Source organism: Methylobacterium oryzisoli (genome assembly GCF_046557895.1).
GTDB classification, from domain to species: domain Bacteria; phylum Pseudomonadota; class Alphaproteobacteria; order Rhizobiales; family Beijerinckiaceae; genus Methylobacterium; species Methylobacterium oryzisoli.
The window spans coordinates 53284-71484 of the sequence record NZ_JBKIBX010000035.1 but is presented as its reverse complement, the minus strand read 5'-3'; the positions used below and the strand labels follow the sequence as shown (position 1 = coordinate 71484).

15 protein-coding genes are annotated in these 18201 nt (G+C 73.2%); 12 read left to right on the top strand and 3 right to left on the bottom strand.

All coding sequences use genetic code 11. From position 1 onward, the window contains the following. Positions 1–508: 508 nt before the first annotated feature. From ACKUB9_RS25670 to ACKUB9_RS25660, 3 genes are all read right to left on the bottom strand, one after another. Positions 509–1930, bottom strand: coding sequence for an adenylate/guanylate cyclase domain-containing protein (locus ACKUB9_RS25670; RefSeq protein WP_407528532.1), 1422 nt, complete (start codon positions 1928–1930; stop codon positions 509–511). A 331-nt stretch (positions 1931–2261) separates the two neighbouring features. Next, positions 2262–2498 (bottom strand): DUF6894 family protein, encoded by a 237-nt coding sequence (locus ACKUB9_RS25665; RefSeq protein WP_407528530.1) that lies wholly within the window; start codon positions 2496–2498, stop codon positions 2262–2264. A gap of 137 nt (positions 2499–2635) precedes the next feature. After that, the gene (locus ACKUB9_RS25660; RefSeq protein ID WP_407528529.1) at positions 2636–2935 is read right to left on the bottom strand and encodes a hypothetical protein; all 300 of its coding nucleotides are present in this window, start codon (positions 2933–2935) and stop codon (positions 2636–2638) included. A gap of 104 nt (positions 2936–3039) precedes the next feature. On the opposite strand from ACKUB9_RS25660, the gene ACKUB9_RS25655 reads away from it, so the two are divergent. From ACKUB9_RS25655 to ACKUB9_RS25600, 12 genes are all read left to right on the top strand, one after another. Then, positions 3040–4245, top strand: coding sequence for a GNAT family N-acetyltransferase (locus ACKUB9_RS25655; protein WP_407528527.1), 1206 nt, complete (start codon positions 3040–3042; stop codon positions 4243–4245). A gap of 224 nt (positions 4246–4469) precedes the next feature. Beyond that, positions 4470–5636 carry a M20 aminoacylase family protein gene (locus ACKUB9_RS25650; protein WP_407528539.1) on the top strand — a complete coding sequence of 389 codons (1167 nt, stop codon included), beginning with the start codon at positions 4470–4472 and terminating at the stop codon, positions 5634–5636. A gap of 109 nt (positions 5637–5745) precedes the next feature. Next, positions 5746–6189, top strand: a complete 444-nt coding sequence (locus ACKUB9_RS25645; protein ID WP_407528525.1) for an HIT family protein — start codon at positions 5746–5748, stop codon at positions 6187–6189. 318 nt (positions 6190–6507) lie between these two features. Then, positions 6508–7995, top strand: coding sequence for a sigma-54-dependent transcriptional regulator (locus ACKUB9_RS25640; RefSeq protein WP_407528523.1), 1488 nt, complete (start codon positions 6508–6510; stop codon positions 7993–7995). 133 nt (positions 7996–8128) lie between these two features. After that, entirely contained in the window at positions 8129–10138 is a 2010-nt protein-coding gene (locus tag ACKUB9_RS25635; RefSeq protein ID WP_410823890.1) for a L,D-transpeptidase family protein, read from the top strand. Between the two features lie 172 nt (positions 10139–10310). Then, positions 10311–11855: a peptidoglycan L,D-endopeptidase MepK gene (locus tag ACKUB9_RS25630; RefSeq protein ID WP_407528519.1), complete on the top strand. Its 1545-nt coding sequence runs from the start codon at positions 10311–10313 to the stop codon at positions 11853–11855. A gap of 20 nt (positions 11856–11875) precedes the next feature. After that, positions 11876–12832, top strand: a complete 957-nt coding sequence (locus ACKUB9_RS25625; RefSeq protein WP_407528518.1) for an ABC transporter ATP-binding protein — start codon at positions 11876–11878, stop codon at positions 12830–12832. Further along, complete coding sequence (locus tag ACKUB9_RS25620) at positions 12829–14016, top strand: ABC transporter permease (RefSeq protein WP_407528516.1); 1188 nt, start codon at positions 12829–12831, stop codon at positions 14014–14016. Before ACKUB9_RS25625 ends, ACKUB9_RS25620 begins: the two co-directional genes overlap by 4 nt. Before the next feature lie 10 nt (positions 14017–14026). Continuing rightward, positions 14027–14575 carry a histidine phosphatase family protein gene (locus ACKUB9_RS25615; protein ID WP_407528514.1) on the top strand — a complete coding sequence of 183 codons (549 nt, stop codon included), beginning with the start codon at positions 14027–14029 and terminating at the stop codon, positions 14573–14575. Between the two features lie 104 nt (positions 14576–14679). Beyond that, complete coding sequence (locus ACKUB9_RS25610) at positions 14680–16254, top strand: phytoene desaturase family protein (RefSeq protein WP_407528513.1); 1575 nt, start codon at positions 14680–14682, stop codon at positions 16252–16254. A gap of 56 nt (positions 16255–16310) precedes the next feature. After that, positions 16311–17057 (top strand): lysophospholipid acyltransferase family protein, encoded by a 747-nt coding sequence (locus tag ACKUB9_RS25605; RefSeq protein WP_407528537.1) that lies wholly within the window; start codon positions 16311–16313, stop codon positions 17055–17057. Next, complete coding sequence (locus ACKUB9_RS25600) at positions 17054–18148, top strand: glycosyltransferase family 2 protein (protein ID WP_407528511.1); 1095 nt, start codon at positions 17054–17056, stop codon at positions 18146–18148. The genes ACKUB9_RS25605 and ACKUB9_RS25600 overlap by 4 nt, the downstream gene beginning before the upstream one ends. Positions 18149–18201 lie beyond the last annotated feature (53 nt).

The window sequence follows — 18201 nt, the reverse complement described above, 5'->3', positions numbered from 1 at the left end:
TCGTCCGGCGATGGGGGTGGCTTGCGCGCGTGATGCGGCAACGGAGGTCATGGACTGGTTTCCTCACCTTAGATGTTCGCCACGCAGGCGATGATCGGCGGACGCGCCACGTTCGGCGCGCTGGCTTCCGCGTCGGCTTCGGGCACGGCCCGGGCCGATTCTTGGTCGGATCTTTCGAGGACTGGCCTCTTCGGCGCTCTCAGGCCGGCGAATGCCTGTCGGGTCCCGGCATGAGTGTCCCCCCGTGATTCTTGTTCTTGTGGATCGTCAGGATCCCGGCCGGTGTCATCCGGTCCGGTGATCCGGCGGCGGCAGCGCCCTCGTGGCGCCAACCGCCGTGGCTTCGTCTTAGGTCGACTGTATACCAGATGCGAGAATGCGCCGAGGCGGGCCGGTTTGTCAATGCGGGCCGCGACGCCGTGTCCCGCGGGAGAGCGGGATTGCGCGGCGCCGGACGCTCCGGATCGGCCTGCGCAGCGTCCGCCGGGCCGGCGGCGAGCCGGCATTCCTACGCGTCGGATGGACGCGGGAACCCGGTGGCCGGAAGGCCGGACCAGACCCGCACGCGGATCGGCTGGCTGCGGCCGCGCAGCCTGAACTCGCGGCTCTCGGAAAAGTCGTGGGCGGGCTGGCCCGACCGCTCGGCGGCGGCGATGCAGGAGGCGGAGGCGACGATGGCCCCGCCGAGGTCGCGGGTGGCCTGCTGCAACCGGCTCGCCACGTTGACGACGTCGCCCACCACCGTGAACTCGACGCGCTGTTGCGCGCCGATCGTGCCCACGACGACGGGACCGCAATGCAGGCCGATCGAGAGGGCGATCAGCGGCTCCCCCGCCGCCTGCCGCTCCGCGTTCCACCGCGCCATCCCGGCCTGAAGGTCGAGGGCGCAGGCCAGCGCGGCGCGCGGCGCGCCGGGCTCGTCCGTGAGGCAGCCGAAGGTGGCCATGAAGCCGTCGCCCAGGAACTTGTCGAGGGTGCCGCCATGCTCGAACACGACCGCACAGCTGCGCTCGCGAAAGGTCTTGAGCAGCGCCAGCACGGCCTCGGGGCGCAGCCGCTCGGCCAAACCCGTGAAGCCCACGAGATCGGCGAACAGCACCGCCACCACCCGCTCGCGCGGCGCGCCGAAGCTCGAATGGGCGCGGGCCGCGAGCGCATCGGCGACGTCGGGCGAGACGTAGCGGGCGAGGTCCGCGCGCACCACCTCGCCGCGCACCCGCGACAGCAGCGTCGTGCGGGCGCGAAACACCGCGCAGGCGAGCAGCCCGGTGAACAGCGCGGTGAGGATCATCTGGGTCCAGAGCTGCGTCAGGCCGACGTAGCGCGGATCGTAGATCGTCTGGAGCGCCAGCGCGTCGGAGACGGGGGCACCGTGGCGCGCCGCGACGTCCCGGAAGCGCAGCGTGTCGGGCAGCGCATAGATGGTCGTCACGGCGAGCGACCACGCCCCCATGATCGCGGCGCCCGTCCAGACCACCATCAGCGGCGAATAGGTCAGGCTCGCCTCGGCGAGGAGCAGCAGGAGGTAGAGATACTCGGTGGCGCGGATCCGCGTCTGGATCGGCCAGTCCACCCCGATGCCCTCGGGGGGCGGCAGTACCACCACGAGCGTGACCAGCGCTGCGTCGAGCAGGATGAAGCAGAGCTTGATGAGCAGGGCGTAGCGGTGGCGGCGCAGCCGGTAGGGCACGTAGCCGAGGCCGAAGAACACCAGCACGACGGAGAGATAGTAGAGGTTGCGCGGGAACGGGACGAGGGCCAGCAGCCAGAGGGAGACCACCACGGTGGCGATCAGGCGCGCCCGGAAGGCGAAGACGAGGCCCGCCTCCTCCTGTTCGCGCAGCACGCGCCGCACCCGGCCCGCGACATCGACCGCCCGCAGAGAGCCGAAGCCGGCGACGAGCCGGGCGAAGGAGAAATGTGCGGTCATGGCTGGCCCGCCCTGCAGGTCCTGCGCCGGGACCCGGCCCGCAGGAGGGGGCGGTATCCGCGGCGGGGGCCCTGCCCCGCGGGAGAGGTGGCGCGCGACGCCCGAAAGGTCCAGGGCGCCGCCGGTCGGGTGGGATCCCGGTCCCGGCATCATCCGCCGGGCGGCTCTCGGCCGGGCGATCGATGCCGCAGCGGGAGGCTAGAGCGTTCTCCGTGATTTAGAGATCACGGAGAACGCTCTAAGTTTCTGATATTTCGCATTTTCTTCACGCGAGCCGGTGACCACCTCGCTCGAAAATGCTTTAGAGCAGAGCCGCTGGGGGCCGGTCGGCTCAATGCACGGTCGGCAGGGCGCAGACGAAGGGAACGCGCAGAACCTCCTCGTCCTCCTCGTCGCCGACGCAAACGAACCAATCCGAAAAATCCTCGTGGCCGTAGGCGCTCTCCATCACCTCGCGGGCCACCGCCATCGCCCGGTCGCGGGCCTCGGCGAGGTCGGTCACATCGGCTCCGCGATAGTCGAGGAGCAACTCGCCGGTGCGACCACAGTGGAAATACAGGTGGGTCATGACGCGATCCGCTTTCGAACGTGGCGCCAGCATCCGGCAAACGGGCGCCCGGTTCTGTGAGCATCGGCACATGATGATGGATCAAGTCTGAACGATGACCGACTGACGGCGGGGATTGGTCTTGCGTGGCGCATCGGTCACGCCCGGCCGCGCCAGCGGCGCCACTGCCGCTCGATCCAGCGCGCCGCGCGCTCCAGCGGCACCTTGAGGGCGGGCACGTCCTCGCTGAGAAGCGCGAGCCCGAGCGGCAGCATCCACAGGCCGAGGACGGGCAGGATCGACAGCACCCCGCCCGCCATCAGCAGGAGTGCGGCCGGGATGCGGATCCAGCGCCGCGCGGGGGCGCGCAGCCACGCGACGGTGGCGCGGCCGCGCTCCGGCATCCGGTCCAGCAGGCGGTCCATGCGGGCGTCCCAGGCTTGGGCGGTCGGGCTCACGGGGTCTCCTCCAAATGGTCGGCACAAACGCCGCAGCCCCCCGTTCGGGTCCCTCCCGCTTCTTGCCGGGGCGGCGGGGGCCGCCTAGTTCGGGAGCGATGGAGATGAGCGGTGAAGCAGGCTGCGGCAGCCCGGCCCCGGGCGCCCTGACCGTCCGCGTCGTGCCGGGCCTCGCCGGGATTCCGGCGGCGGAGTGGGATCGCTGCGCCCTTTCGGCGGAATCGCTGCAGGGCACCGGCGAGACCCACAACCCCTTCCTGACGCACGCCTTCCTGTCGGCGCTGGAGGAATCCGGCTGCGTCTCCGGGCGCAGCGGCTGGCTGCCGCTCCACGTCGTGGCCGAGCGCGAGGGGCGCCTCGTCGGCGTGGCGCCGTGCTACCTGAAATCCCATTCGCAGGGCGAGTACGTCTTCGATCACGGCTGGGCGGACGCCTACCGGCGCGCCGGGGGCGAGTACTACCCGAAGCTCCAAGTGAGCGTGCCCTTCACGCCCGTGACCGGGCCGCGCTTCCTGATCGCGCCCGGCGAGCCGCCGCAGAAGGCGGTGGCCTCGCTCGCCGCGGCGCTGCGTGCCCTGCGCCAGGAGGTGAAGGCCTCCTCGATCCACGTCACCTTCCTGCCGGAGGCGCAGTGGGACGAGGCGGGCCGCCTCGGCTTCCTGCAGCGCATCGACCAGCAGTTCCACTGGGACAATGGCGGCTACGCCACCTTCGACGACTTCCTGGGGGTGCTGGCCTCGCGCAAGCGCAAGGGGATCCGGCGCGAGCGGCGCGAGGCGCTGGCGCGCGGCCTCACCATCGAGTGGGTCACCGGCTCCGACCTGACCGAGGCGCACTGGGACGCCTTCTACCGCTTCTACATGGATACCGGCTCGCGCAAATGGGGCCGGCCCTACCTCAACCGGCGCTTCTTCTCGCTGATCGGCGAGCGCATGCCGGAGCGGATCCTGCTGGTGATGGCGCGGCACCAGGGCCGCTCTGTGGCGGGCGCCCTCAACCTGATCGGCGACGCGGCGCTCTACGGACGCAACTGGGGCTGCATCGAGGACCACCCCTTCCTGCATTTCGAGGTCTGCTACTACCAGGCGATCGACTTCGCGATCCGGCGCGGCCTCGCCCGGGTCGAGGCCGGCGCGCAGGGAGAGCACAAGCTCGCCCGCGGCTACCGCCCGGTGGTCACCCGCTCGGCGCACGACATCGCCGATCCGTCCCTGCGCTCGGCCATCGCCGATTACCTGCGCCGCGAGGCGAGTTACGTGCGCGAGGCGGTGCGGGACTACGAGGACGAGGCGCCGTTCCGCAAGGACTAAGCAGACTTGCGTTGGCCTGCCAACGCAAGTCTGCTTAGCTTCTTGTTTGGCCGCAGGTTTTTATCGCGAAACCGGCAACCACTTTTGCGAAACCTGCTTAGGCGTGAGGGCAGCCCCGCATCCGCCCGGCTGGACTCGCCCGCCCACCCGGTGAAGGATGCGCCGCCTTTTTTTGCCCGTCCGGGCGCCAGCGTGAGCGTTGATCCGCCATGTCCCCTTCCACCATGTCCCCTCTCGACCGCATCGCCGCCGACCTCGACGAACTCACCGCCATCCGGCGCGACCTGCACGCCCACCCGGAGCTCGGGTTCGAGGAGACGCGCACCGCCGGCCTCGTGGCCGACAAGCTCGCCTCCTGGGGGATCGAGGTGCATCGCGCCGTCGGCCGCACCGGTGTGGTGGGCATCCTCAAGGGGCGGGGCCTGAGCGACCGGCGGATTGGGCTGCGCGCCGACATGGACGCGCTGCCGATCGAGGAGGCCACCAACCTGCCCCACCGCTCGACGGTGCCGGGCAAGATGCACGCCTGCGGGCATGACGGGCACACCACGATGCTGCTCGGCGCCGCCAAGTACCTCAGCCAGACCCGCGACTTCGACGGCACGGCCGTCTTCATCTTCCAGCCCGCCGAGGAAGGACTCGGGGGCGCGCGCGCCATGCTGGCCGACCGCCTGTTCGAGCGCTTCCCCTGCGACGAGGTCTACGGCCTGCACAACCAGCCGAACGGCCCCTACGGCCGCCTCGCGGTGCGCCGCGGCCCGGCCATGGCGGCGGCGGACTTCTTCGACATCCGCATCGTCGGGCGGGGCGCGCACGCGGCGCAGCCCAACCGCGGCGTCGATCCCGTGGTGGTGCAGGCCGCCCTGGTGCAGGCGCTGCAGACGATCGTGAGCCGCAACACCGATCCGGTCCACTCGGCCGTCGTGTCGATCACCCAGGTCCATGCCGGCGCGGCCTACAACGTCATCCCGGAGGAGGCGCACCTCGCCGGCACCATCCGCACCTTCGACGACGGCGTGCGCGCGATGGTGGGCGAGCGCATGCGCGAGACCTGCGCGGGCATCGCCAAGGCCTTCGGCGCCGAGATCCACGTCGAGATCCGCGACGTCTTCTCGGTGCTGCGCAACAGCGAGATCCAGGCCCGCGCCGCCCTCGACGTCGCCACCGAACTCTTCGGGGCGGACAAGGTGGACGCCGATCCCGAGCCCAAGATGGGCAGCGAGGATTTCGCCGACATGCTGCTCGCGGTGCCGGGGGCCTATGCGTGGCTCGGCCAGAAGGCGGGTGCCGCGCTCCACAACGCGGCCTACGACTTCGACGACAGCATCATCCCGCTCGGTGCGGCCTATCTCGCGCGCCTCGTGGAGCGCCGCTCGGCCGCCGGCCTGTGAGGCGCGGCCTCGCTCGCCGCGGCGCGCGCCGCCGTGGCGATCGATCAGCCATCGGACAAGGCGAGCGGGCCGGCGCGAAGGAGCGGCGCCGTCCTGCCGAGGAGGCCCCATGATGCAGACCCAAAATTCGCAGACCTACGATCCGCAAAATATCTTCGCCAGGATCCTGCGGGGCGAGATTCCCGCCCACACGGTCTACGAGGACGAGCACACCCTCGCCTTCATGGACGTGATGCCCCAGGGCGACGGGCACACCCTGGTGATCCCGAAGGCGCCGAGCCGCGGTCTGCTCGACGCGGACCCGGCCGTGCTCGGCCGGCTCTTCGCCACGGTCCAGAAGGTGGCCGCCGCCGCCAAGGCGGCGTTCCAGGCGGACGGGCTCGTCATCTACCAATACAACGAGGCGGCGGGCGGCCAGACCGTGTTTCATCTGCACGTGCACATCGTGCCGCGCTTCGAGGGCGTGCCGCTGCGACGCCACGCGGGCGGCATGGCGCAGGGCGAGCTGCTGGCCGCGCACGCAGCGAAGATCCGGGCCGCCCTGTCCGGCTGAGGCGCCGCCTCGGCGGGCCGGACCGGGCGCCCCTTGCGCAGGGAGCCCGGTACAACCTCCGGTCGGCGGCCCACGTTTGATCCGACATCCGAGCAGCAAGGGCTGGCGGCGGCTCCTGTCGATGGTCAGCCGCGTCGGACCAGGATCCGTTCGTCCGATTTTCGCCCAGTCAACCGCCGATCTGCCGACGGCGTTAAGGGCGACTTTACGGTTGTGGGCGAGCATCCGCCTCGAAACGGAACAGCCACGCGATTCGACGCGGCCCGGGTCGCGCGATGCGCCCCGCGGGCGGCGGTCGCGCCAGCCGAAGGGGACAGGATGACGACCACCGTGCTGATCGTCGATGACGATCCCGTGCAGCGGCGCCTCGCCGAGGCGATGGTGCGCCGCCTCGGCTTCGAGGCCGTGGTGGCCGAGGGCGGCGAGGCGGGCCTGAGTCTCCTGCGCGCGCCCGATTCCGGCATCGACGTGGTGCTCCTCGACCTCGTGATGCCGGGCGGCCTCGACGGGCTCGGCGTGCTCGCCGAGATGCGCCGGAGTGCCCTCGACACGCCGGTCATCGTCCAGACGGCCAACGGCTCGATCGACGCCGTCGTCGCCGCCATGCGGGCGGGCGCGATCGATTTCGTGGTCAAGCCCGCGGGCGCGGAACGGCTCCAAGTCTCGATCAAGAACGCCCTGCAGGTCGACCAGCTTCAGGACGAGATCCGGCGCATGCGCCGCCGGGCGTCGGGGGCGCTCTCCTTCAAGGACCTGACCTCGAAGAGCCCCGACATGGGCCGGGTGATCCGCCTCGCCGAACGCGCCGCCAAGTCCACCATTCCGGTCCTGATCGAGGGCGAGTCCGGCGTCGGCAAGGAGGTGCTGGCCCGCGCCATCCAGGGGTCGGGCGAGCGGCGCGGCAAGCCCTTCGTCACCGTCAATTGCGGGGCGATCCCCGACAACCTCGTGGAATCGACCCTGTTCGGGCACGAGAAGGGCGCCTTCACGGGCGCCACCGAGCGGCACGTCGGCAAGTTCGTGGAGGCGTCGGGCGGCACGCTCTTCCTCGACGAGATCGGGGAATTGCCCCTCGACGCGCAGGTGAAGCTGCTGCGCGCCCTGCAGGAGGGCGAGGTCGATCCGGTCGGCGGGCGCAAGAGCGTGCGGGTCGACATCCGCCTCGTCTCGGCGACGAACCGCTCGCTCCTCGACCTCGTGAAGCAGGGCCGCTTCCGCGAGGACCTCTACTACCGCCTCAACGTCTTCCCGATGACCCTGCCGCCGCTGCGGGCGCGGCGCGAGGACATCCCGGATCTCGCCCGGTCGTTCTGCGCGCGCTTCGCGGCCGAGGAGGGCAAGCGGGTCCGGGGCATCACCCCCGAGGCGATGGCGCTCATCACCCGCTACGACTGGCCCGGCAACGTGCGCCAGCTCGAGAACGCGCTCTTCCGCGCCGTGGTGCTGGCGGACGGCGACGAACTCACGATCACCGAATTTCCGCAGATCGCCGCGCAGGTCGAGGGGTTCGACGTGCGCATCCCGGCCGCGCCGAGCCTGCCCGAAAACCTCGCCCAAGCCCCGGCCGTGCGCGAGATCGTCCGTGTCGAGGTCCGCGACCCCCACGCCCTCTCGCTCGTCGCCGAGGAGACCGGCGAGATGAAGACCATGGAGGGTCTGGAGGGCGAGATCATCCGCTACGCGCTGCAATTCTACCGCGGGCGGATGTCGGAGGTGTCGCGCCGCCTGGGTATCGGCCGCTCGACGCTGTACCGTAAGCTGAAGGATCTCGGCATCGACGAGGAGAAGGCCGAGGATGCGGCCTGACGCCGCCTGAGGCCGGCTCCATGCGGCAGGGCCGGCGCGCATGTGCGCTGGCGCACCGTGCGCCGCCGCACGGCTTGACCTAGATTGCCAGCGTGGCCGCATGATCCGGCCGCGGGTTGGGTGGGAGAGGACGATGCTCCGAGGGCGCAGGACCGCCGCATTGGTCGCGGTGCTGATGGCCGGTCTCGCGGGAGCGCGGGCCGAGGAGCTGCCGGCGGCCGCGTCCGCTCCGGCCGCCGCTCCGTTGTCCGATGCGCCCGCCGCCGATGCGCCGGCGGCCGAGCCGCCCGCGACCGCGCTGCCCGCGCCGGCCGCTCTCCCGGCGCCCGCTCCGGCCGTCGCCGAGGCGCCGGCTCCCCCGCCCCTGCCCGAGGATCCGGTCGCCGCCGCCATCGCGACCCGGCTCGCGGATGCCAACGTGCCGCTGATCCGCCGCCTCGGCCGCAAGGAGCGCGAGGCGATCCAGGCTTTTTACGCGCTGGGCGCCTTCAAGCCCGTCTGGCTCGCCGACGGCGCCTGGACGGAGGCCGCCCGGTCGGTGATCGCGCGGCTCGAAGCCGCGGGCGAGGACGGGCTCGATCCGCTCGACTATCCGATCCCGCTGGTCGGCCTGCCCACGCGCGGCCCCGCCGACCTCGCCGAGGCGGACCTGAAGCTCTCGGCCGCCGCCGCCCTCTACGCCCGCGACGCGCGGGGCGGACGCATCGAGCCCGCGCGGCTGTCGCGCCTGATCACCCCCAAGCTCGACCTGCCGGCGCCCGACGCCCTCCTCGCCCCGCTCGCGAGCGCGGGCGCCGAGGCGGGCGCCGTGCTGCAGGCCTTCAACCCGGCCCATCCGGGCTACCGCGCCCTCAAGGCGAAGCTCGCGGCGCTGCGGGCGCAGACGCCCGGCCGCGCCGTCCCGATGGTGCGCCTGCCCAAGGGACCTGTGCTGAAGGCCGGCATGCGGGATGCGCGTGTGCCGCTGATCCGCACCCGCTTCGGCCTCGCCAGCGCCGCGGACGCGACGGCCTACGACGACGCGGTGGCGAGCGCCGTCGAGCGCTTCCAGCGCGAACGGGGCTTGGCCGCCAACGGCATCCTCAACCCAGAGACGGTGGCGGCTCTGGCCGGCCCCTCGCCCGGGCGCCAGGAGGCGGACATCCTCGCCAACATGGAGCGCTGGCGCTGGCTGCCCGCGGATCTCGGGCGCACCTTCGTGTGGGTCAACATCCCCGAGTACAAGGTGCGGGTGATGAACGGGACCCGGGTCCTCGACGAGGCGCGGGTGATCGTCGGCAAGCCCGAATCCCCGACCCCGGTTTTTTCGGGCGAGATGAGCTACGCGGTGGTGAACCCGTCCTGGAACGTGCCGCCCTCGATCCTCAAGAACGAATTTTTGCCCCGCCTCGCCAAGGACCCGAACTACGCGGCCCGCCTCGGCTACGAGGTGGTGCGGCGCGGCAACAGCATCGCGGTGCGCCAGCCGCCCGGCGAGCGCAACGCGCTCGGCTTCATCAAGTTCATGTTCCCCAACGACCACGCGGTCTACCTGCACGACACGCCGAACCGCTCGCTCTTCGCCCGCAGCGCCCGGGCGCTCAGCCACGGCTGCGTGCGCGTGGACGATCCCTTCCGCTTCGCCCAGGTCGTCCTCGGACCGGCATGGCCGACCGAACGGCTGAAGAAGCTGATCGGCAAGGGCGAGCGCACCGTGATGCTGCCCGAGAAGTTGCCGGTCCACCTCGCCTACTTCACGCTCGTGGCCGACGAGACCGGGGGCTTGCGCAGCATCGACGACCTCTACGGGATCAACGCCCGGGTGAAGGCGGCGCTCGGCCTCGCGGCCGAGGCGCCGCCGGCCCCCGAGGCCGGCCGAAAGCCGCGCGTGAGCCCCCCTGCCCCGCCGGTCCCGGATGCCCGCCCCCACGAGACGCGACCGCGGGACGCCCGCCGCCAGGAGGCTCGGTCTCACGAGCCGCGGCAGGAGCGGGCACGCGCGCCGGAGGCACGGCCCGCCCGCGCCGTGACCCAGGCGCCGCGGCCGCCGCGGGCCGTCGCGCAGCAGATGGAGCCACCCGCGCCCCCGCCGGCCGCCGCCGCCCCGACCGGCGGATGGCGCTGGCCGAACGACGAGGCGCCGGCCCGCCGGGGCTGGTGGTAGCGCCGTCCACACGATCGCGTGAGCAGCGGCCGATTTTCGCCACGGTTAAGGCTTAACCCCGCCGGGAAAGGGGGACCGAGCGACCCGGTAACCGTCCTTTCACGGTTCTCGGCAACCTTGGGTTCACCATGGCGGCCGCACAGTAGCGGCGATTGCGGGGGCGGAGACCATCGTGCGAGCGCTGCTGCGTGCCGGCCGTGAGGCGGCCGAGACCCTTCGCCTGCCCCGCTCGCGCTCCGCGGCCAAGCCTACTCCTGTTCCGCCCCCTCTCGCCTCTGCGCCGCGTCGCGCCGCGCTCGTCGCGATCGCCCTCGGCGCCTTCGTGGTGGGCACCCGCGGCACCCAGGACGCGGTGGCGAACGGGGATACCCGCACGCTCTCGATCATCCACGAACACACCAAGGAGAGCCTGACCGTCACCTTCCGGCGGGACGGACGCTACGACCGGGCGGCCCTGGAGCAGCTGAACTGGCTGCTGCGCGACTGGCGCATCGACGAGCCGACCAAGATGGATCCGCGGCTGTTCGACGTGGTCTGGGAAGCCCACCGGGCCACCGGCTCGCGCGATGCCGTCCACATCGTCTCGGCCTACCGCTCGCCCCAGACCAACGCCGCCCTGCGCCGCCGCTCCCGGGGGGTGGCCGAGCACAGTCAGCACATGCTCGGCAAGGCCATGGATTTCTATCTCACCGACGTCTCGGTGGACGACATCCGGGCGGTGGGCATGCGCATGCAGCGCGGGGGCGTCGGCTGGTATCCGCATTCCCACAATCCCTTCGTGCATCTCGACGTGGGGTCCGTGCGCTCCTGGCCGCGCATGCCCTACGACCAGCTCGCGCGCCTCTTTCCCGACGGCCGCACCGTGCACCTGCCGCGCGAAGGCCGCATGATGCCCGGCTACGAGGAGGCGAAGGCCGAGATCATCGCCCGGGGCGGCACCGTGATGGGCTACAGCCAGGCGATGGCGGCGCTCGACGAGGAGGAGAGCCCCAACGTCATCCGGCAGCTCTGGACCGCCCTGTTCGGCGGCGGATCGCAGCAGCCGACGCCCGCTCCGGTCGCCGCACGGGCGCCCGCGCGGGTGCGCCCTGTCGCGCTGGCCAGCGCCGAGGACGGCGGCACCCGCAGCGCCTTGGCCTACGCGGCGGCCCCGGACCCCCGCTCCGCCCTTCTGGCGGATTTGCCCCCGCCCCGGACGGCGCCCGCCGAGCCGCCGCGCCAAGCGGCCGAGCTCCCGCGTCAAGCGGCCGAGGCCCCGCGCCAGGCCGCCGCGCCCGTCCTGCCTGCGCCCACCGACGCCGCGCCGCTGCCGCCGCGCCGGCCCGCCGAGTTCGTCGGCCTCGCCGAGGCCCTGGTGGCCGCGCCGCTGCCCCCCTCGCGGCCCGCGGCGATCCAGGTCGCGACCGCCGATCCGGCCGCGCTCGGCCCGATGCTGCAGCCTCGCCCGGCCCGCTCTCCCGCCGCCGAGGCCGCCTCGGGCGACGCCAAGGCGCAGCTGCGCGCCCTCTTCACCGCGGCCGCCGATCCGGCCTCCGCGCCCGGCCGGCCCGTGCGTCTCTCCGAAACCCGCACGGCGCCGCGCGGGACGCCGCCGGCCGGCCTCCTCGGCGCCCCCGCGGGCGAGGTGGCGGCCCGCTTCCAGCCGCGCGGCCCCGACGAGGTCGCGCCCGGCCGCTTCTCGGGCACGGCCGTGAAACCCCAGCCGGTCCGTCGCTGAGCGCGCGCGCGCCTTCGGCCATGCGGCCCGAGACGGTCGTCACGGCCCGTGGCCTCGCCTTGCGCTACCGCGATGCGCCGGTGCTCGACGGCGTCGATCTCAGCCTGTGCGCCGGCGAGACCCTCGCCCTGCTCGGACCGAACGGGGCCGGCAAGACCTCCCTGATGCGTCTCCTCGCCGGGCGTCTGGCGCCGCAGCGCGGGACCTTGCGCGTGGCGGGCGGCGATCCCGCGCGCGCGCCCGCCGTGCGCCGCCGCATCGGCTGGGTCCCGCAGGAGATCGCCCTCTATCCCCGCCTGACCGTGCGCGAAAATCTCGACGTGTTCGCGCGCCTCGCGGGCTTGGGGCGGCGTGCGCGGGACGAGGCCGTGGCGCGCGTGCTCGCGCGGGCGGCCCTGGACGAGGTGGCGGATACCCTCGTCGGCGTGCTCTCGGGCGGCTACCAGCGCCGGGCGAACATCGCGGCGGCGCTCCTCGCCGAGCCGGCCCTGATCCTGCTCGACGAGCCGACGCAGGGCATCGACCGGGTCGCCCGCGCGGCGATCCACGCCCTCCTCGACCGCCTGCGGGCGGGCGGCGCCGCGCTCCTCATCGCCACCCACGATTTCGCCGAGGCCGAGCGCCTCGCCGACCGCGTCGCCGTGCTGCGCGCCGGGCGGATCGGCCTGGAGGGGCGCCTGCCGGACCTGCTCGCCACCCTGCGCACGGGCCCGCCGGAGCACGAGGTGGCGCTCGCCGACCCGCCCGCCCCCGCGGCGGCGGGGGCGCTCCGCGCCGCGGGCTTCCACCCGGTCGGCGCGCTGACGTGGCGGGCCTCGGACGTGGTGGCGGGCGGGCGCGACGGCGCCGCGCTCCTCGCCTTTCTGCGCCAGATGGGTGTGCCGGTGCGCGAGATCCGGGTGCGCGAGCCCGGCCTCGAAGCCCTCTACCTCGACGCGGTCGGCGGCGCCCCCGTCCTGGCGGAGGCCGCGGGATGATCGGTGCCGCCTTCCGTGTGATGCTCCTCACCCTCCTGCGCGACCGCGCCGCCCTGGCGATGGCCTTCGTGCTGCCGACCGTGATCTTTTCGGTTTTCGCGGCGATCTTCTCGGGCGCGGTCGGGGATCGGGTGCGCATCCATCTGGGGGTTGCGGACGAGGCCCGCACGTCCAGCACGGCCCGGCTCCTCACGGCGCTCGAAGCCGACCCGGCGCTTCGCCTCACGCAGCTCTCCGGCGAGGCCCGCACGGCGGTGCGCCGGGGGGAGGTCGACGTGGCGCTGGTGCTGCGCGGCGACCTCGCGGCGGGCGGTCCCGGCACCGGCGAGGCCGCGCCGATCCTGCTGATCGAGAATCCGGCCCGCGCGCTCGCCACCCCGATCGCGCTGGGCCAGGTGCAGCGGGTGCTCAACGAGGCGCTTCCCGACGTGGTGCTCTCGCGCATCGTCGCGGATGTCGAGCGCGCGGGCCGGATCGGGCCGGACGAGCGCGCCTTCCTCGACCAGACCTTCGCGGAGAGCCGCGCCAAGCGCGAGGCCTTTTCGTTCGCCTCGCTCGTCGAGCGGACCTCCACCGCGCGGGCCGGCGGCAACGAGCGGGTGAGCTACTACGCGGGCGCGATCGCGGCCGTCTTCCTGCTCTTCGCCGCCATGCAGGGCGCCCTCTCGCTCGTGGAAGAACGCCAGTCCGGCATCGCCGACCGGCTCGCCGCCGGCCCGGGCGGCCTCGCCGTGGTGGTGCTCGGCAAGTTCCTGTTCCTGGTGCTCCAGGGCGTGGCCCAGGGCGCCCTGATCTTCGCCGCCGCCGGCCTCCTGTACGGCGTCTCTGTGGCCGAGCGGTTCGGGCCGTGGCTCGTCACGGGCGTGCTCGTCGCCGGCATGGCGGCGGGCCTCGGGCTCGCCGCCAGCGCCGCCGCACGCACGCGCCAGCAGGCGCACCTCGTCGCGACCTTCGGGGTGCTGCTCCTCTCGGCCGTCGGCGGCAGCATGGTGCCGCGCTTCCTGATGCCGCCCTGGCTGCAATCCCTCGGCTGGCTCACCCCGAACGCCTGGGCGATCGAGGCCTACCAGACCGCGCTCGGCGAGGGCGCAGCCGCGGCGTGGCCGTCCTGGGCCGTGCTCGCCGGGATCGCCGCGGCGGGCCTGGGCGCGGCGGTGGCGCTGGTGTCGCGGCGGACCGCATGAGGATGGCGCGATGATCCGAACTCTCACGCTCGCCCTGCTCGTCGCCCTGCAAGTGCTCCCCGCCCGCGCCACGGACCTCGCTTGGCAGGCCCTCAAGACCGACGGCGCCGTCGCGATCCTGCGGCACGCCCGGGCGCCCGGGACCGGCGATCCGCCGGAGTTCCGGCTCGGAGAGTGCGCGACCCAGCGCAACCTGTCGGAGGAGGGTCGCGCACAGGCGCGGCGGATCGGCGCGGCCTTCCGCCAGGAGGGCGTGCGGGTCGGCGCGGTACTGTCGAGCCGCTGGTGCCGGGGCCTCGACACGGCGCGCCTCGCCTTCGGGGAGGCCACCCCCTTCCCGCCCCTCGATTCGTTCTTCGCCGCGGGCGACCGCGCGGCGCAGACGGCGGCCCTGCGCGAGCGCATCGCCGCCTGGAACGGCCCGGGCGCCCTCGTCCTCGTCACGCATCAGGTGAACATCACGGCGCTCACCGAAATATTTCCGTCAGAGGGCGAGGTGCTGGTGCTGCGTCCCCGTCCGGACGGCAGCGTCACCGTCGTCGGGCGGGTCACGCCATGAGCCTGCGCGACCGGGTGTAGCGTTGACCGCGCCCGAGGGCGGTCTAGCTTTTCAGGTGTGCGACGGCCCCGAGGAGCGGGCCGCCGCCGCGGGAGACGTCGGTGATGCGGTCTGGGTCGGCGGTGGCCGTGGTCGGCGGGGGATTGGGCGGTCTGGCGGCGGCCTGCGTGGCGGCGGCCCGGGGCCATACCGTGACGCTCTACGACAAGAACGCGTGGCTCGGCGGCAAGGCCGCGGTGCTGCACGAGGGCGGCTTCCGCTTCGACATGGGGCCGACCATCCTCACGGTGCCGCGGGTGCTGGAGCGCATCTTCGCCGAGGCGGGCCGGTCGGTGCACGATTACATGGACCTGCGCCGGCTCGACCCGCAATGGCGCTGCTTCTTCGAGGACGGCAGCCGCATCGACCTCCAGGAGGACGTCACCGCGATGGCGGCGGCGATGGACCGGTTCGTGCCGGGCGCCGGGGCCGGCGAGGGCTACAAGCGGTTCATCGGCGTCTCGGAGCACCTGCACGGCATCTCGGAACGCTTCTTCTTCTGGAAGCCGGTCGAGGATTTGTTCGACACCATCAACATCCGGGCGAACATGAATCCCGGCACGCTGCGCGACGTGCTGTCCCTGCGCATGCACGCCTCCGTGGCCAGCACCATCCGCGGCAAGGTGCGCGACGCGCGCCTCGCGCAGATGCTCGACCACTTCGTGCAATATGTCGGCTCCTCGCCCTACGGAGCGCCGGCCGTGCTCTGCGCCATCGCCCACATGCAGACCGCCGAGGGCGTCTGGTACCCGATGGGCGGCACCCGGGCGGTGGCCGAGGGCCTGATGCGGCTCGCCACCGAACTCGGCGCCACCCTCAAGCCCGACAGCGAGGTCGAGGGCGTGGCGGTGGAGAACGGCGCGGTCGCGGGCCTGCGCACCCGCGACGGGCTCGTGCGCTACGACCGCGTGATCTCGAACATGGATTCGGTGCGTACCTACCGCGAACTCGTCGGCGGCGAGGTCGGCCGGGCTTACGAGAAGAGGAGCTTCGAGCCCGCCTGCTCGGGCGTGGTGCTCTACCTCGGTCTCAACAAGCGCTATGACCACCTCGCCCATCACGACTTCGTCTTCTCGCGCGACCCCGAGGAGGAATTCGACGCGATCTACAAGCGCGGCGAGCCGGCCCCCGACCCCACCGCGTACCTTGCCGCGCCGAGCGTCACCGACCCCTCGGTGGCGCCCGAGGGCGGCGAGGCGCTCTACGTCCTCGTCCACACCCCCTACCTGCGGCCCCACCACGACTGGACGCAGATGCTGCCGGCCTACCGGCGCACCATCCTCGACAAGCTCAAGCGCACCGCCGGCCTGCACGACATCGAGGAGCGCATCGTCGTGGAGCGCCACCTGACGCCCGCCGACATCCATTCCCGCTACAAGGTGCTCAACGGCGCGATCTACGGGCTGGCCTCGCACGGGCGCATCATGGGGGCGTTCAAGCCCGGCAACCGCTCGCGGGAGGTGCGCGGCCTCTACCTCGCGGGCGGCGCCGCGCATCCGGGGCCGGGCATGCCGATGGTGATGATGTCGGGCTGGATCGCCGCCGACGCCATGGACCAGGACGCCCGAAATGTCGGTGCGCGCGACCAGGATGCGCGCGCCGAGGCCACGCGCGGCGAGGCCCTGCGGACCGCGTCGTGAGCGGCCGGGCGCGACCCGATCCGACCGTCCGGCGCTCGCCCGCCCTCTGGCGCTTCATGGCGGATTATTTCGGCCGCTACCTGCGCCGGCACATGAACGCCCTGCGGGTGAGCCGGTGGGGCCTGCCCGAGACCGGCGGCCTGCCCGGGCCGCTGGTGGTCTACTGCAACCATCCGGCGTGGTGGGATGCGGCGGTGATCATCGTGCTCGGCGCGCGGCTGTTTCCCGACCGGGAGGGCTACGCGCCCTTCGATGCCGCGATGCTGGAGAAGTACCGCATCTTCGGCCGGATCGGCGCCTTCGGGGTCGATCTCGACGCCCCGCGCGGCGCGGCGGATTTTGTCCACGCCGCCCGCGCGATCCTCTCGCGGCCCGAGCGCGCCCTGTGGATCACCGCGCAGGGCCGCTTCAGCGACGTGCACGAGCGCCCGCTCGGCCTGCGCCCCGGCGTGGCGCGGCTGGCGGAGATCGCGCCCGACGCCGTCTTCCTTCCGCTCGCGCTCGATTACGCGTTCTGGGAGGAGCGGGGCGCGGAGGCCTGCGCCGCCTTCGGGCCGCCGCTGCGGGCGCGCGACCTCCTGGCGCTGCCGCGGCCCGCGCGGCTCGCGCGGCTCGAAGCCGATCTCACCGCCACCCTCGACCGGCTCAGCGCCGACGTGCGCAGCCGCGAGCCCGGCCGCTTCGTCGCCCTCGTGGACGGGCGCCGCGGCGTCGGCGGCCTCTACGATGCGTGGCGCCGGGTCGGGGCCGCGCTCGCCGGCCGCCGTTTCGAGCCCGGCCACGGCAAGGAAACACCCTCGTGACCGCCCTCGCGCTCGCCGCCCTGGTCCTGGCGCTGATCCCGGCCGCCCTGGCGCTCGGCAACCTGATCGTCCTGCGGGCGCCGAGGCGGGCGGCAGGGGGCGACCTCGTGTCGATCCTGATCCCGGCCCGCAACGAGGCCGCCAACCTGCCCGAAACGCTCGCGGCGGCGCTCGCGAGCCGGGGCACGTCCGTCGAGGTCATCGTGGCGGACGACCACTCGACGGACGGCACGCCCGACATCGTCGCCGCCCTCGCCGCCCGCGATCCGTGCCTGCGGCTCGTGGCCGTGCCGCCCCTGCCCCCGGGCTGGACCGGCAAGAACCACGCCTGCCACGTGCTGGCGCAGGCCGCACGCGGGCGCCGCCTGCTGTTCATCGACGCCGACGTGCGCCTCGGCCCCGACGCCGCCGCCGCGCTGGCCGGCGCGGCGGAACGAAGCGGCACGGCCCTTCTCAGCGGCGTGCCTCGCCAGATCACCGGCACCCTCGGCGAGGGCCTGACCGTGCCGATGATCAACCTGCTGCTCCTCGGATACCTGCCGATCCCGCTCGCGCGCCGCGTGTCCCATCCGGCGCTCGGCGCCGCCTGCGGGCAGCTCGTGCTGATCGACGCCGACGCCTATCGGGCCACGGGCGGGCACGCGGCGGTGCGCCGGAGCCTGCACGACGGCGTGCAGCTGCCGCGCCTGTTTCGCCGGGCGGGCCTGCGCACCGACCTCATCGACGGCGCTCCGCTCGCCACCTGCCGGATGTACACCTCGTTCGGGCAGGCCTGGGCCGGGTTCTCGAAGAACGCCCACGAGGGCATGGCGACGCCGCGCGCGCTGCCGGTCTGGACATTGCTCCTGTTCGGCGGGCACCTGCTGCCCTGGCTGCTGGTGCTGGCGGGCGACACGGCGGGGCTGCCGGCCCTCCTCGCCACGATGGGCACCCGCGCGGCCGTGACCCTGAAGGCCCGCGAGGCGTGGTGGACGATCCCCCTGCACCCGCTCGCGGTCGCGACCACGCTCGCCCTGCAGTGGAACGCGCTGCTGCGCCCGCAGCGGGCCGGCGTCTCGACCTGGAAGGGGCGGACCTATCCGGCCGCGTGAGGAGCCGGGGGCATCCGCCTGGCCCGCAAGCCACCATCGTGACACCGTGCGGG

Bases quoted from the DNA above. Each gene is read 5' to 3' on its own strand.
- ACKUB9_RS25655 (WP_407528527.1), top strand. From the start codon at position 3,040: ATGAGCGGTGAAGCAGGCTGCGGCAGCCCGGCCCCGGGCGCCCTGACC.
- ACKUB9_RS25620 (WP_407528516.1), top strand. From the start codon at position 12,829: ATGATCGGTGCCGCCTTCCGTGTGATGCTCCTCACCCTCCTGCGCGAC.
- ACKUB9_RS25650 (WP_407528539.1), top strand. From the start codon at position 4,470: ATGTCCCCTCTCGACCGCATCGCCGCCGACCTCGACGAACTCACCGCC.
- ACKUB9_RS25665 (WP_407528530.1), bottom strand. From the start codon at position 2,498: ATGACCCACCTGTATTTCCACTGTGGTCGCACCGGCGAGTTGCTCCTC.
- ACKUB9_RS25605 (WP_407528537.1), top strand. From the start codon at position 16,311: ATGGCGGATTATTTCGGCCGCTACCTGCGCCGGCACATGAACGCCCTG.
- ACKUB9_RS25645 (WP_407528525.1), top strand. From the start codon at position 5,746: ATGATGCAGACCCAAAATTCGCAGACCTACGATCCGCAAAATATCTTC.
- ACKUB9_RS25610 (WP_407528513.1), top strand. From the start codon at position 14,680: ATGCGGTCTGGGTCGGCGGTGGCCGTGGTCGGCGGGGGATTGGGCGGT.
- ACKUB9_RS25615 (WP_407528514.1), top strand. From the start codon at position 14,027: ATGATCCGAACTCTCACGCTCGCCCTGCTCGTCGCCCTGCAAGTGCTC.
- ACKUB9_RS25640 (WP_407528523.1), top strand. From the start codon at position 6,508: ATGACGACCACCGTGCTGATCGTCGATGACGATCCCGTGCAGCGGCGC.
- ACKUB9_RS25625 (WP_407528518.1), top strand. From the start codon at position 11,876: ATGCGGCCCGAGACGGTCGTCACGGCCCGTGGCCTCGCCTTGCGCTAC.
- ACKUB9_RS25635 (WP_410823890.1), top strand. From the start codon at position 8,129: ATGCTCCGAGGGCGCAGGACCGCCGCATTGGTCGCGGTGCTGATGGCC.
- ACKUB9_RS25670 (WP_407528532.1), bottom strand. From the start codon at position 1,930: ATGACCGCACATTTCTCCTTCGCCCGGCTCGTCGCCGGCTTCGGCTCT.